12 protein-coding genes are annotated in these 14,577 nt (G+C 65.5%); 8 read left to right on the forward strand and 4 right to left on the reverse strand.

Translation table 11 applies throughout. The features are described 5' to 3' along the window. The first annotated feature begins 4 nt into the window (after positions 1–4). From gatA to QWY79_RS09740, 4 genes are all read left to right on the forward strand, one after another. Complete coding sequence (gene gatA / locus QWY79_RS09725) at positions 5–1,465, forward strand: Asp-tRNA(Asn)/Glu-tRNA(Gln) amidotransferase subunit GatA (RefSeq protein WP_290272231.1); 1,461 nt, start codon at positions 5–7, stop codon at positions 1,463–1,465. Continuing rightward, positions 1,465–2,931 carry an Asp-tRNA(Asn)/Glu-tRNA(Gln) amidotransferase subunit GatB gene (gene gatB, locus QWY79_RS09730; RefSeq protein WP_290272233.1) on the forward strand — a complete coding sequence of 489 codons (1,467 nt, stop codon included), beginning with the start codon at positions 1,465–1,467 and terminating at the stop codon, positions 2,929–2,931. The genes gatA and gatB overlap by 1 nt, the downstream gene beginning before the upstream one ends. 122 nt (positions 2,932–3,053) lie before the next feature. Further along, positions 3,054–3,581 (forward strand): DUF421 domain-containing protein, encoded by a 528-nt coding sequence (locus QWY79_RS09735; RefSeq protein ID WP_290272237.1) that lies wholly within the window; start codon positions 3,054–3,056, stop codon positions 3,579–3,581. Positions 3,582–3,654: 73 nt separating this feature from the next. Beyond that, positions 3,655–4,206, forward strand: coding sequence for a cupin domain-containing protein (locus tag QWY79_RS09740; protein ID WP_141318637.1), 552 nt, complete (start codon positions 3,655–3,657; stop codon positions 4,204–4,206). 43 nt (positions 4,207–4,249) lie between these two features. Here the strand turns inward: QWY79_RS09740 and QWY79_RS09745 are convergent, their stop codons facing one another. The 3 genes from QWY79_RS09745 to QWY79_RS09755 are packed head-to-tail and all read right to left on the reverse strand — an operon-like array spanning position 4,250 to position 8,005. Then, positions 4,250–5,809, reverse strand: coding sequence for an aldehyde dehydrogenase (locus QWY79_RS09745; RefSeq protein WP_290272239.1), 1,560 nt, complete (start codon positions 5,807–5,809; stop codon positions 4,250–4,252). Further along, positions 5,806–7,206: an aspartate aminotransferase family protein gene (locus QWY79_RS09750; RefSeq protein WP_290272240.1), complete on the reverse strand. Its 1,401-nt coding sequence runs from the start codon at positions 7,204–7,206 to the stop codon at positions 5,806–5,808. The genes QWY79_RS09745 and QWY79_RS09750 overlap by 4 nt, the downstream gene beginning before the upstream one ends. 31 nt (positions 7,207–7,237) lie before the next feature. Beyond that, on the reverse strand, positions 7,238–8,005 hold the full coding sequence (locus tag QWY79_RS09755; RefSeq protein WP_290272241.1) for a gamma-glutamyl-gamma-aminobutyrate hydrolase family protein: 768 nt from the start codon (positions 8,003–8,005) through the stop codon (positions 7,238–7,240). Positions 8,006–8,249: 244 nt separating this feature from the next. On the opposite strand from QWY79_RS09755, the gene QWY79_RS09760 reads away from it, so the two are divergent. After that, entirely contained in the window at positions 8,250–9,626 is a 1,377-nt protein-coding gene (locus QWY79_RS09760) for a glutamine synthetase family protein (RefSeq protein WP_290272242.1), read from the forward strand. 193 nt (positions 9,627–9,819) lie between these two features. Then, on the forward strand, positions 9,820–11,304 hold the full coding sequence (locus QWY79_RS09765) for a Na+/H+ antiporter NhaC family protein (RefSeq protein WP_290272243.1): 1,485 nt from the start codon (positions 9,820–9,822) through the stop codon (positions 11,302–11,304). A gap of 37 nt (positions 11,305–11,341) precedes the next feature. On the opposite strand, the gene QWY79_RS09770 is transcribed toward QWY79_RS09765, so the two are convergent. Continuing rightward, complete coding sequence (locus QWY79_RS09770) at positions 11,342–12,403, reverse strand: substrate-binding domain-containing protein (RefSeq protein WP_290272244.1); 1,062 nt, start codon at positions 12,401–12,403, stop codon at positions 11,342–11,344. Between the two features lie 130 nt (positions 12,404–12,533). On the opposite strand from QWY79_RS09770, the gene QWY79_RS09775 reads away from it, so the two are divergent. Further along, the gene (locus tag QWY79_RS09775) at positions 12,534–13,025 is read left to right on the forward strand and encodes a formate dehydrogenase subunit gamma (protein WP_290272245.1); all 492 of its coding nucleotides are present in this window, start codon (positions 12,534–12,536) and stop codon (positions 13,023–13,025) included. Further along, positions 13,025–14,557, forward strand: coding sequence for a formate dehydrogenase beta subunit (locus QWY79_RS09780; RefSeq protein WP_435389780.1), 1,533 nt, complete (start codon positions 13,025–13,027; stop codon positions 14,555–14,557). Before QWY79_RS09775 ends, QWY79_RS09780 begins: the two co-directional genes overlap by 1 nt. The last annotated feature ends 20 nt before the right edge of the window (positions 14,558–14,577 follow it).

The following is a 14,577-nucleotide window of genomic DNA, read 5'->3' on the forward strand; positions in this document are numbered from 1 at the left end:
CCCCATGCACGATAAGACATTGACCGAACTCGCCGCCGGGTTGCGTGCCGGCGAGTTTTCCAGCCGCGAGCTGACCCAGGATCTGCTCGGGCGCATCGACCGTCTCGATGGTCGACTCAACAGCTTCATCAGCGTCACCGCGGAGCAGGCCCTGAGCGCCGCGGACCGAGCCGACGCCGCTCGCGCCGGCGGCGAAGCCGGCCCGCTGAACGGCCTGCCGCTGGCCCTCAAGGACATCTTCTGCACGCGTGGCGTCAAGACCAGCTGCGGCTCGCGCATGCTCGACAACTTCGTCGCCCCCTATGACGCCAGCATCGTCGAGAAGCTCACCGAGGCCGGCACGGTCAGCCTCGGCAAGACCAACATGGACGAGTTCGCCATGGGCTCGTCCAACGAGAACAGCTACTACGGCCCGGTGAAAAACCCCTGGGACCCGAGCGCCGTGCCCGGCGGCTCCTCGGGCGGCAGCGCCGCGGCCGTGGCGGCCGGCCTGGTACCGGCTGCCATGGGCACCGATACCGGCGGCTCGATTCGCCAGCCGGCGGCCTTCTGCGGCATCACCGGCCTCAAGCCGACCTACGGCCGCGTCTCGCGCTACGGCATGATCGCCTATGCCTCGAGCCTCGACCAGGCCGGCCCGATGGCCCGCTCGGCGTCCGACTGCGCCCTGCTGCTGGGTGCCATGGCCGGCCACGACGGTCGCGACTCGACCAGCGTGGCCCGCGGCGTGCCCGACTACAGCAGCGAGCTTGACGCGCCCTTGAGCGGGCTGAAGATCGGCCTGCCGGTGGAATACTTCGGCGACGGCCTCGACCCGGCCGTGGAAACCGCCGTGCGCGAGGCCATCCAGGTCTATGAATCCCTGGGCGCCACGGTGCGCGAGGTCAGCCTGCCGCATACGCATTACGCCATTCCGGCCTATTACGTCATCGCGCCGGCCGAGGCCTCGTCCAACCTGTCACGCTTCGACGGCGTGCGCTTCGGCCACCGCTGCGAGGCGCCAACGGATCTGGTCGACCTCTACAAGCGCAGCCGTGCCGAGGGCTTCGGCGACGAGGTCAAGCGCCGCATCCTGATCGGCACCCACACCCTGTCCGAAGGCTTCTTCGATGCCTACTACAAGAAGGCGCAGCAGGTACGCCGCCTGATCCGCCAGGACTTCCTGGATGCCTTCGACGAAGTCGACGTGCTGATGGGGCCGGCGTCCCCCACCCCGGCCTTCGATCTGGGCGCCAACAAGGACCCGGTGTCGATGTACCTGCAGGACATCTACACCATTGCCGTGAACCTGGCCGGCATTCCCGGCATCAGCGTACCGGCCGGCTTCGCCGGGAACCGCCCCGTGGGGCTGCAGGTTCTCGGCACGCACTTCGCCGAGGCCCAGCTGCTCAACGTCGCCCATCAATTCCAGCAAGCCACCGACTGGCACCTGCGCCGTCCCGCCTTCGCCGAGGAGTCCGCCTGATGCAATGGGAAACCGTGATCGGTCTGGAGGTCCACGTCCAGCTCGCCACCCGTTCCAAGATCTTTTCCGGCGCCTCCACCGCCTTCGGCGCCGAGCCCAACAGTCAGGCCTGCGCGGTGGACCTGGGCCTGCCCGGGGTGCTGCCGGTGCTCAACGAGTCCGCGGTGGCCATGGCGGTCCAGTTCGGCCTCGGCGTCAACGCCGAGATCCCCGAAGTCTCGGTCTTCGACCGCAAGAACTACTTCTATGCCGACCTGCCCAAGGGCTACCAGACCAGCCAGATGTACCACCCCATCGTCGGGCCCGGGGAAGTCGAGATCAGTCTGGAGGACGGCACGACCAAACGGGTTCGCGTGCACCACGCGCACCTCGAAGAGGACGCCGGCAAGTCCCTGCACGAAGACCTCCACGGCATGACCGGCATCGACCTCAACCGTGCCGGCACGCCGCTTTTGGAGATCGTCTCGGAACCCGACATGCGCTCGGCGAAGGAAGCCGCGGCCTACCTCAAGGCCATCCATTCCATCGTCACCTACCTGGGCATCTCGGATGGCAACATGGCCGAGGGCTCGATGCGCTGTGACGTCAACGTCTCGGTCAGGCCCAAGGGTCAGGACGCCTTCGGCACCCGGGCCGAGATCAAGAACGTCAACTCCTTCCGCTTCGTCGAGCGCGCCATCGAATTCGAGGTCGAACGCCAGATCGACCTCATCGAGGACGGCGGCGAGGTGGTGCAGGAAACCCGCCTCTTCGACCCCGAGGCCGATGAAACCCGCAGCATGCGCACCAAGGAGGAAGCCAACGACTATCGCTACTTCCCCTGCCCGGATCTGCTGCCGGTGGTGCTCGATCAGGCCTATGTCGACCACCTGCGCGCGAACCTGCCGGAGCTGCCGGCGGACAAGCGCTCACGCTTCGAGCATGAGCTGGGGCTGTCCGCCTATGATGCCGGTGTGCTGTCCGCCAGCCGCGCCATGGCCGAGTACTTCGAGCGCGTCAAGGAAGTCTGCGGCGACGCCAAGCAGGCCGCCAACTGGGTGCAGGGCGACCTCTCCGGGGCGCTCAACCGCGAAAGCCTGGCCATCGCTGACAGCCCGGTGTCCGCCGAACAGCTCGGTCTGCTGATCACCCGGGTGCTCGATGACACCATCAACGGCAAGGCCGCCAAGGAAGTCTTCCAGGCCATGTGGCAGGGTGAAGGCGGCAACGCCGACAACAGCGCCGATACCATCATCGAGGCCAAGGGGCTCAAGCAGGTCACCGACACCGGCGCCATCGAGGCCATGATCGACCAGGTCATCGCCGACAGCCCGGCACAGGTGGCGCAGTACCGCGATGCCGAGCCGGAAAAACGCGGCAAGATGATCGGCTATTTCGTCGGCCAGGTCATGAAGGCCTCGCGCGGCACGGCCAATCCGCAGCAGGTCAACGGCCTGCTCAAGGAGAAACTCGATGCCCTCTGCTGAGAGGGTGTCCAAACCTGCTGCGCTCGCCCATCTGGCGTTGCCATTCGCTCCCGGCGAATGGGTGCGCGATACGGGTACGCCAGTCCGTTCGACGGCTCACCTGACCCATTGAAGGAGGTTGCATGACAAGCGCCCTACCCACGGCAGTCATCGATATGCTGCAGACCATGGGCACGGCGCTGGCCATGTACCTGCTCATCCTGGTGCTGGCCAAGCTGTGCGGCGTGCGCAGCTTTGCCCAGCTGTCGTCCTTCGATATCGCCGCCACCATCGCCATCGGCTCGATCATGGCCTCGACGGTGGTCACCGGACCCAGCGCCCTGCTTCCCGGCCTGGTGGGACTCACCACCCTCTACGGCCTGCAGGTCGTGGTATCGGGCTGGCGCCGCCGCCAGGATGCCGTGCGGCGCACCATCGATTCGCCGCCCATCCTGCTGATGCAGGCGGGCGGCGAAATCCTGTGGGACAACATGGACTGCGCCCGGGTCACCGAGGACGACCTGCGCACCGCCATGCGCGCGGCCAACGTCATCGACCCGCAGAGCGTTCAGGCGATCATCATGGAAGGCACTGGCGGGCTGCGCGTGCTCCACGGCCACGGCACGCCGATCCCGCGCGATGCCTGGATATTACAGGGTGTGCGCCACTGACACCCGCCACTCCCCCCCACTCAAGCGACTCATTGCCAACGACATGACCGAGATGACCACCGAGGAAGACACCATGGCCGACGATGTCGGTGCGCGCCTGCGAGCCCTGCGCAACCTGCGCAACATATCCCAGCGGGAGCTCGCCAAGCGCTGTGGCGTGACCCACTCCAGCCTGTCGTTGATCGAGCAAGGCAAGGTCAGCCCATCGGTGAGCTCACTGAAGAAGATCCTCGACGCCATTCCCATGAGCGTCGGCGATTTCTTCACCATGAACCTGGAAAGCCGTGACCAGGTGTTCTATTCGGCGGAAGAACTTGCCGACGTGGGCAGTGGCGACGTCATTTACAAGCTGGTGGGCGCCAATCGCACCAACCGGGCGCTCGGCTTCATGGTCGAGACCTACCCGCCCGGCGCCGATACCGGCCGTGAAATGATCGCCCACCAGGGCGAGGAAGCCGGCATCGTGCTGGAGGGCGAAATCGAGATCACCATCGGCGGCAGCACGCGTGTGCTGGGCACCGGCGAAGCCTACTACTTCAACACCAATGTCCCCCACCGCTTCCGCAACATCGGCGAGGTCGCCTGCCGCCTGGTCAGTTGCGCCACTCCGGCGCGCAGCTTCTGACGCTGACGCCGGCCCAGGGCGCAACACGTAAAGCAGCCGGCCCTCAGAGGGAGGAGGTTGGGGTCAACGTCATCCACACCGTCTTAAGGTCGGAATACTCTTCCAGCGAGTGGTGGGACTTGTCGCGACCATTGCCGGACTGCTTGACGCCCCCGAAGGGCACCGTCTGATCCATGTCGGCCCAGTTGTTGACGAAGACCTGGCCGGATTGCAGGCGCCGGGAAACCCGCATGATGCGATCGATATCCTGACTCCAGACACCTGCGGCGAGGCCATAGTCACTGTCATTGGCCAGCCGCAGTGCCTCTTCCTCGGTGTCGAAGCCGAACACCGCCAGCACGGGCCCGAAAATTTCCTCGCGACCCACGGCCATGCCATCGGTGACGCCATCGAAGACCGTCGGCCGGATGAAGAGCCCTTGACCGTTGAGCCCGTCGCCGGCCTCGACCTGGCCACCGGTACGCAGCGCGGCGCCCTCTTCCACGCCACGGTGAATATAGTCGAGCACACGCTGATACTGTGCCCGGTCGACCATGGCGCCCATGAAGCTGGCCGGATCCAGCGGATCACCGGGCTGCATGCGTTCGGCCGCCGCCAGCACCCTGTCGACGAAGGCCTCGCGAATGCTGTTCTCGACCAGCAGTCGCGAACCGGCGATGCACACCTCGCCCTGGTTGTGGAAGATGGCGGCAGCGGCATGCTCGGCCACCCGCTCCAGATCCTTGCAGTCGGCAAACACCAGATTGGGGCTCTTGCCGCCACACTCCAGGTAGACCTTCTTGAGGTTGGATTGCCCGGCATACTGCATGAGTTGCTTGCCCACGCCGGTGGAGCCGGTGAAGGACAGGCAGTCGACTTCCATCGACAAGGCCAGCGCCTTGCCCACCGTATGACCGAAGCCTGGCAGCACCTGGAAGACGCCATGCGGCAACCCGGCTTCACGGGTCAGCTGGGCCAGGCGCAACGCCGACAGCGGCGACTTTTCCGAGGGTTTGAGGATGACGCTGTTGCCGGCGGCCAGCGCCGGGCCGATCTTCCAGGCGGTCATCATCATCGGGAAGTTCCAGGGTACGATGGAGGCCACCACTCCCAGCGGCTCGCGCAGCACCAGGCCGAGACTGTCCTCGCCGGTCGGGGCCACTTCGCCATACAGCTTGTCGATGGACTCGGCATGATGACGAATGCACCCGATGGCACCGGCCATGTCACCCAGGGCACTGGAAACCGGCTTGCCCATGTCCAGACTGTCGAGCAGGGCCAGCTCGTGGCGATGCGTCTCGAGCAGGTCGGCCAGGCGCAGCAGCACGGCCTTGCGCTCGCCCGGCGCCAGGCGTGACCAGGCGCCGCCGTCGAAGGCACGACGCGCCACCGTCACCGCCGCCTCGGCATCCGCCACGTCACAACTGGCGACCTCGGCCAGCGGCTCGCCGGTCGCCGGATTGATGGTCGTGAGCGTCTCCCCGCTGACGGCAGCGACGAAGTCATTGTCCAGATAGGCCCGCGTCTCGAAGCCCCTTTCGGCTTGCAGCCGCTCGGCCAGCGCCTGCCAGTCGGCATGGGTCTCGGGCACCGAGGCGGCGAGCGGCGAAGATTGAACGTTCATGCGAATGGCTCCTCTTGTGTTTGCGCGGTGCGCGTCAGCCGGCGGGCGGTCTCGTCCAGAGCGTGGCGCGCCAGCTCCACCAGTTCATCGATTTCTTCCCGACGGATGACCAGCGGTGGCGCAATGATCATGGTATCGCCCACCGAACGCATCACCAGGCCGCTGGTGAAGCACAGGTCACGGCACAGATTGCCGGCCGCCAGCGATTTGTCGAAGCGCTGGCCGGTTGCCTTGTCGGCCACCAGCTCCAGGGCGCCCATCAGCCCCAGGGAACGGGCCTCACCGACGATGGGATGATCGGCCAGGCTGGCCCAGCGCTCGGCCAGATAAGGGCCGAGGTCGTCACGCACCCGATCGACGATCCCCTCGGCTTCGAGCAGCTCCAGGTTCCTGAGTGCCACGGCGGCACAGGCCGGGTGCCCCGAGTAGGTAAAACCATGGAAGAACTCCCCCCCTTCTTCAACCAGTGTCTCGGCGACACGCTCGCCCACCAGCACGCCGCCGATCGGCAGGTAACCGGAAGACAGCCCCTTGGCGATGGGCATCAGGTCGGGTTCCAGGCCATAGTGCTGGCTGCCGAACCACTCACCGAGCCGCCCGAAGCCACAGATCACTTCATCGACGACCAGCAGGATATCGTATTTCGCCAGTACCGCCTTGACCGCCGGCCAGTAGCTCTCGGGTGGCATGATGGCCCCACCGGCGCCCTGCACGGGCTCGGCGATGAAAGCCGCCACATTCTCGGCGCCCAGCTCGCGAATCTTGTCGTCCAGCGCCGCGGCACAGGCCTGCCCGAACGCCTCCGGCGACATGCCATGCGCCTCGTCGAGGCGCCCCTCGCCAAACCAGTAAGGCTGGCGGATATGAGCGATGCCCGGCACGCAGGGGCCACCCTGACCATGCATGGGCGCCATGCCGCCCAGGCTCATGCCGGCCAGGGTGGAGCCGTGATAGCCATTCTCTCGCCCGATGACCCAGTGTTTTTCGGGTCGCCCCTTCAGGGCCCAGTAGCGACGCACCATGCGCAGCACGGTATCGTTCGCCTCGGAACCCGAGCCCGTGAAAAAGACATGCTGGATATGTGGCGGTGCGAGAGCGCACAGCTTCTCGGCCAGGCGCACGGCCGGCGGGTGCGTGGTCTTGAAGAAGGTATTGTAGTAAGGGAGCTGTTCGAGCTGCGCGGTTGCCGCCTCGACCAGCTCACGGCGGCCATAGCCGAGGTTCATGCACCACAGGCCGGCCATGCCGTCGAGGATGCGATTGCCCTCGCTGTCGTGGATGTAGACTCCCTCACCATGAGTGATGACGCGACTGCCCTGGTCCGCCAGCGCCTTGAAATCGGTGAAGGGGTGCAGGTGATGGGCACCATCCCGAGCCTGGTATTCGTGGGTCAGCATGCTGATACCCTCCATTCGCCATACGGTGATGTCAGATTGACGCCTCGGTCAGCTGACCTTGATGCGCTTCACAGGCCCTGGCGTAGCCGCGGAAGATGGCGTCGTAGAGCGCATGCGTCCCGGGCTGCCACTCGGGGTGCCATTGAACCGCCAGTGCGAAGCTCCTGGCCCCGGTCACCGATGCAGCTTCGACCAGGCCATCGGGTGCCACGGCTTCGATCCTGAGACCCTCGGCCAGGCGATCGACCCCCTGCTGATGCAGCGAATTGACGCGCGCCTGCTCACCGTCGAAGAGCCGTGCCAGGACGCCCCCCGGCCGAATAGCCAGATCGTGCGCCGGCGCATAGCGGCTTGCCTTGTCGCCTTCCGGTTCGCGGTGATCGAGCTTGCCCGGCTGGTTCTGCACGGCCTGGTAAAGGCTGCCACCGAGCGCCACATTGATCTCCTGGAAGCCTCGACAGATGCCCAGCAAAGGCAGGTCGCGCTCCAGCGCCACCGACACCAGCGCCATGGCAAGGCTGTCGCGATCATGATCCGCCCGGGTGTTTTCGGGTATCCGCTCGGCCGCGTAACGCTGAGGCGCCACATTGGTGTGGCTGCCGGTCAGCACCAGGCCATCGAGACGGCCGGTCAGGGCCGCCACCTCTGCCGGCGAGATATCCTCCCAGACCGGCAGCATGACCGGTGCCAGCCCGTAGTCGCGCAGGGCGCTCAAATACTTGTCGGTGACCATGTGGGATGGATGCCCCTCCACCTCACGGCGACAGGCGATGACGCCCACCAGAGGACGCGTCGGCATGATAGCCTCCTTGATCGAATCGAGAGCACGATTGTTATGCTTTAATCAACATACACGGCTTGAACGGTCTTGCCAAATCGTGATCACTCGGCCTACCAACCATCTATATAACCCACTGATACTAAACGATTAAAGGACATGACATGGCTACGCCCGATGAGCGCTGGTATAAAATATTTGACAACAGAGAATGTTGATCCAAGAATGACACCATCATCAACAACCCGATTCCAACAGGTGCCACATGTCACCCGATTCCGTCGATGAAGCCACAGCCTTTCTCGAGCAGCATCCCGAGATCGCCACGATCGATCTGTTGATCAGCGACTTGAACGGCGTGCTGCGCGGCAAACGCATTCCCCGGGAGAATCTCGAAAAGGTCTACCGTGACGGGGTCAACCTGCCTGCCTCCGTCTTTGCACTGGATATTCATGGCAATACCATCGAGGAAACCGGCCTGGGACTCGAGACCGGCGATGGCGACCGTGTCTGCCACCCGGTACCCGGCAGTCTGATGCCGAGCCCCTGGCTGCGCGACGGTCGGCAGGCGCAACTGCTGATGAGCATGTCGGAAGCCGACGGCCGGCCCTTCTTCGCCGATCCCCGTCAGGTCCTGGATGGTGTGCTCGAACGCTTCCGGCGGGCCGGGCTGACACCGGTCGTGGCCCTGGAGCTGGAGTTTTACCTGGTCGACCGACAGCGCAACGAACTGGGCGTGATCCAGCCGCCACTATCGCCATGCAGCCAGGAACGGGCCACGCAAAGCCAGCTCTACTCGATCAACGAGCTGGATGAATACGCCGACTTCCTCGAAGCCATCCAAGCGGCCGCCGACACCCAGGGGCTGCCGCTGGACACCGCCCTGAAGGAATGCGCCCCGGGGCAGTTCGAGATCAACCTGCTGCACTGCGACAGCGCACTGACGGCCTGTGACAGCGCCGTGCTGCTCAAGCGTCTGATCAAGGGCGTGGCCCTCAAGCACGGTTTCGAGGCCACCTTCATGGCCAAGCCTTACGGCAGCGAGGCCGGCAGCGGCACTCATGTGCATATCAGCCTGCTCGACGAGGCCGGCCGCAACATCTTTGCCGATGAGGACGGGGCGCCGCTCGGCACGCCGGAACTCGGCCGCGCCGTGGCCGGCCTGCTGGACACCATGCCCGCCTCGATGGGCCTGCTCGCCCCCAATCTGAACTCCTTCAAGCGTTTCCAGCCGGGCCTCTACGTGCCCATGGCGCCGACCTGGGGCTACGACAACCGCTCCGTCGCGGTGCGCATCCCCTCCGGGGACAACCGGGCAAGGCGCATCGAACATCGGGTGGCCGGCGCTGACGTCAATCCCTACCTGTTGGTGGCCACCCTGCTCGCCGCCATCGACCACGGCCTTCACCAGCACCTGACACCGCCGCCGGCGATCACCGGCAATGCCTATGACCAGGTCGCGCCGTCCCTGACCAACAGCTGGCGCCAGGCACTGGACCTGCTGGAACACAGCGAACCACTGGCCGAGGCACTGGGACCCGATTTCCTGCGCGTCTTCATCGCCAATCGCCGTGCCGAGCGCGACCAGAGCCTGCAATCGGTCAGCAAGCTGGAATACGACTGGTACTTGCGGCACGTCTGACCGTTTTCTCCCCGGCAATTCCCTGACTCCCGGCCGCGCAAGCGGCCGGGCCGGGGCCCCTGTGTCCTGAAACCGCTGCCCCGACCTTCTGTTTCACTCACCCACCCCAAAGGACAGGCAACATGACAATGACAAACTGCAACGCCTCGACCATGGCACAACGGCTTTCCCTGCATGCCGAAGGAGGCCTCCAATGAGCCAGTCACCCCATCCTTTCGCTCCCAGCCTGCCGCTGAAGCGCGGCACGGGGCGCACCCTGCTGCTGATCGTCGGCATACTGGCCACCGTCACCAGCCTGACGCTGACCCACCAGGATGCCAGCGATTATGGCTGGGCCAGCCTCGTGCCCTCCCTGATCGTGTTGATCGTCGCCATCACCACCCATCGAACCCTCGAGGCCCTGGCGATCGGCGCGATCTGCGGCCTGATCATGCTTCAGCCCGATGACTTCGTGGGCGAGCTGGCCAGTATTTCCCTGTCGGTGATGTCGAATGAAACCATCGCCTGGCTGATTCTGGTCTGCGGCCTGATGGGCGGCTTCATTGCCATGCTGGAGATCTCCGGCTGTACGCTGAGCTTCAGTCATTGCCTGACACGCCTGGTCAAGACCCGCCGTCAGTCGCTGCTGAGCACCGCCGCACTGGGCGTGGTGATCTTCATCGACGACTACCTCAATGCCCTGGCGACCTCGGCGGCCATGAAACGCCTGACCGACCGCTTCGGCGTGTCACGCGAAAAGCTGGCCTACATCGTCGACTCCACGGCGGCGCCGATCTGCATTCTGGTGCCGCTGTCGACCTGGGCGGTCTACTTCGCCGAGTTGCTGGAAACCAACTCCGCCACCGAGGGCTCGGGGATGTGGCTATACATCCAGTCGATCCCCTTCATGCTCTATGGCTGGGTCGCCATGGGACTGGTGGTCCTGGTCGCCCTGGGGCTGCTGCCCGACATGGGACCCATGAAGGCCGCCGAGGCACGGGCAAAGCAGGGGCAGCCGATCCCCGATGGCGCACCGGACAAGACGCTCTCCGATGATGACGCCCCGCGTGGACGTCCCTGGGTCGGCGTATTCAACTTCCTGGCGCCCATGGCGGTGCTGATCGGCGCCAGCGCCTACTTCGAGATCGACCTGCTCAAGGGCGTGATCGTGGCCACGCTGTTCACTCTGGGCCTGTATCTCATCCAGCGCCTGGCGACCTTCAACACCCTGATGGACGCCATCATGGACGGCTTCCGCACCATGATGCTGCCACTCGCCATCGTCGCCGTGGGCTTCGTGCTGCGCGAGATCAACGACCAGCTGGGCATGACGCAGTTCATGATCGACGCGCTTGCCCCCTACTTGACCAAGGCCTTGCTGCCTGCCCTGGTATTCCTGTCCATGGCGGTCGTGGTCTTCGCCACCGGCTCCTCCTGGGGCGTCTTCGTGATCTCGATCCCCATCGTGGTGCCCATGGCGCAACACCTGGATGCCTCGATGCCGCTGGTGGTGGGCGCCCTGCTGTCGGCCTCCAGCTTCGGCAGCCATGCCTGCTTCTTCTCGGACTCGTCGGTCCTCTCCGCCCAGGGCAGCGGCTGCCTGCCCATGCAACACGGCCTGACGCAGTTTCCCTATGCCCTGCTGGGCGCACTGGTGACCGCCGCCGGCTTTCTGGCCCTCGGCTTCGTCTTTGGCTGACCTCTCCCGGCCACGCTCGCGCTGAGCGTGGCCGGACTCACCCCGCCATCAGCGCCTCGACGCCTTCGACCTCGCCGCAGCGATTCAGGCTGTAGCCCGGCAATGCCGACACCGCCTGTTGAAAGGCGTCACTCGCCAGGACCTCCCGAAAGCTCTCGAGCCTCGGTTCGCTCAGACTGCGATGATGACAGACCAGCAGGTAGTCCTCGCTGGCCAGCGGCACGAAATCCAGCCCGAAGCGCCGCGCCGCCGCCTCCACACCGAAGCCGACATCGGCCATGCCGGCGGCGATGTAGGCGGCCACCGCCGAATGGGTGTATTCCTCGAGCTCGTAGCCCTGGATGTGGCGGGATGACAGCCCGGCGTCACGCAGCAGCCCGTCCAGCAGGGCGCGGGTGCCGGAATCGGGCTGGCGGTTGATGAAGCGCGCCTGCCCTTCGACCAGCGCCTCCAGCCCGTGGACCCCGCAGGGGTTGCCCGGTCGCAGCATCAGCCCCTGACGCCGCGTGATGAAGCGCAGCACCCGATGGCTGCGCGGCTTGAGCAGATGTCGATAGCCCCGCGCCAGGCGCGTCCCGACCGCGCCCTGGGGCAGATGGAAACCGGCCAGGTCACAGGCTCCGCGATTCAGGGCGACCAGCGCCTCGCGGGGGCTGCAATATTGCAGGTCCAGGCGCAGCTCATCGAGGTATTCCGGCAGCAGCTCCACGGCATAGCCGTGGCTGGCATAGAGGCGCAGTACCGGCTTCACGCCTTCCAGGGTCTGCTGGATGGCCAGGTTGAGCTCCGAGCCGAGGCTTTCCAGCTGTGGACCCAGGCGCGCAATGACGCGCTGCTCGGCCCACAGCAGTTTCTCCCCGAGCGGCGACAGATGCGCCCCCTTGCCGCGCTGCAGTTCGACCAGGCTGATACCGAAGAACTCCTGCCACTTGCCGAGCAGGTTCCAGGCATGGCGGTAGGAAACACCGGCCATCCGCGCGGCTTCGGTGAGCTTGCCATGGCGATGCACGCCTTCCAGCAGCACGAACACCTGAGGGTCCAGTTGATTGCCCGCCTCGTCGCTGAAATACCAGGCCGGCGTGATGCGTATGCGCTTCATATGATGCAAGTTTCATATTTTGAAAGTGGCCATCCAATGCTAGCTTTAATGCAACCGTGACGCACGCTCAACTGCTAAAATATGAAAGAGCGTGCCTATATAGACGACAACAACCATCAGGTGATGTCCGATGAGCACATCCGCCGATTGGACGCCGCAGCTGATCCAGGACGAGATCGACGCCCTGAAGCACAAGCCCGGTGCCCTTCTGCCCATTCTTCACGCCATACAGGACAGGGTCGGCTACGTGCCGGAGGGGGCCGTGCCCCTGCTCGCCGAATCCCTGTTGATGACGCGCGCCGAGGTGCACGGTGTCATCACTTTCTACCACCATTTCCGTACCTCGCAGCCGGGCAGCCATGTGGTGCGCATCTGTCGTGCCGAGGCCTGCCAGGCCCTGGGCGCGCGCACGCTGGAAGCCCACGCCAAGACGAGCCTCGAGATCGACTATCACCAGACGACCCGTGACCGGGAAATCACCCTGGAAGCCGTCTACTGCCTGGGCAACTGTGCCTGCGGGCCGTCCATCAGCGTCGATGATCAGGTCCACGGGCGTGTCACGACGGAAAGCTTCGACCGCCTGGTCGAGGACATGCGCACCGTGCCGCTGGAGGTCAAATAATGGTCCGTGTCTATGTGCCGCGTGATACCACGGCGCTGGCGATGGGTGCCGATGCCGTGGCCGAACGCCTGGAGTCCGAAGCCAGTACCCGGGGCAGCGACATCGAGCTTGTTCGCAACGGCTCCCGCGGGCTGGCCTGGCTGGAGCCCATGGTCGAGGTCGAGACAGCCTCCGGGCGCGTCGCCTATGGCCCGGTCAGCGCTGGTGACGTTCCCGGCCTGCTGGATGCCGGCATGCTGGAGGGAAATGACGACCATGCCCTGGCCTGCGGTCCTACCGACGCGATTCCCTATCTCGCCCGTCAGCAGCGTCTGACCTTCTCGCGCATCGGCGTCACCGACCCGCTGTCGCTGGACGATTACCGCGCCCTGGAAGGCTTCCAGGGCCTGGAAAATGCCCTGGCGATGAGTGGCCAGGCCATCGTCGACGAGGTCAAGGAATCCGGGTTGCGCGGCCGGGGCGGCGCGGCCTTCCCCACCGGCATCAAGTGGCAGACGGTGCACGACGCCGCCGGCGAGCAGAAGTACATCGTCTGCAATGCCGATGAAGGCGACTCCGGCACCTTCGCCGACCGCCTGGCGATGGAGTGCGACCCCTACATGCTGATCGAAGGCATGGCGATCGCAGGCCTGGCGGTGGGCGCCACCCAGGGCTACATCTACCTGCGTTCCGAATACCCGCTGGCCAAGCGCATCCTCGACGAGGCCATCGCCCGCGCCGAGCAGGCCGGCTACCTGGGGGCCGACATCCGGGGCAGCGGCCGGCACTTCGACCTGGAGGTCCGCCTCGGCGCCGGCGCCTATATCTGCGGCGAGGAAACCTCGCTGCTCGAAAGCCTCGAGGGCAAGCGCGGCATGGTGCGTTACAAGCCGCCGCTGCCGGCCATCGTCGGCCTGTTCGGCTGCCCCACCGTGGTCAACAACGTGCTCTCGCTGGCCGCCGTGCCCTACATCCTCGCGCGGGGCAGTCAGGCCTACGCCGACTTCGGCATGGGCCGTTCCCGCGGCACCCTGGCGATTCAACTGGCCGGCAACGTCAAGTACGGCGGCCTGATCGAGCTGGCCTTCGGCACCACCCTGCGCGAGGTCATGGAGTCCTTCGGCGGCGGCACCTTCACCGAGCGACCGCTGCGGGCGGTACAGGTCGGCGGTCCGCTGTGTGCCTACCTGCCCGACAGCCAGTGGGACATGCCGCTGGACTACGAGACCTTCGCCGAAGTCGGCGCGGGCGTGGGCCACGGCGGCGTCGTGATGTTCGATGACAGCGTCGACATGGCGGAGCAGGCGCGCTTCTCGATGGAGTTCTGCAAGGTGGAGTCGTGCGGCAAGTGCACGCCCTGCCGCATCGGCTCGACCCGCGGCGTGGAAGTCATCGACCGCATCGTCGCCAACCAGGATCGCGCCGCCAACCTGGAACTGCTCGAAGAACTCTGCGAAACCATGGAAGACGGCTCCTTGTGCGCCATGGGCGGAATGACGCCCTTCCCGGTGAAGAGTGTGATCAACCATTTTCCTGACGACCTGCAGCGTTGAGCGCTGAGGGAGAGAACGCC

The sequence above is a fragment of the Halomonas sabkhae genome (genome assembly GCF_030409265.1).
Lineage (GTDB): Bacteria > Pseudomonadota > Gammaproteobacteria > Pseudomonadales > Halomonadaceae > Halomonas > Halomonas halmophila.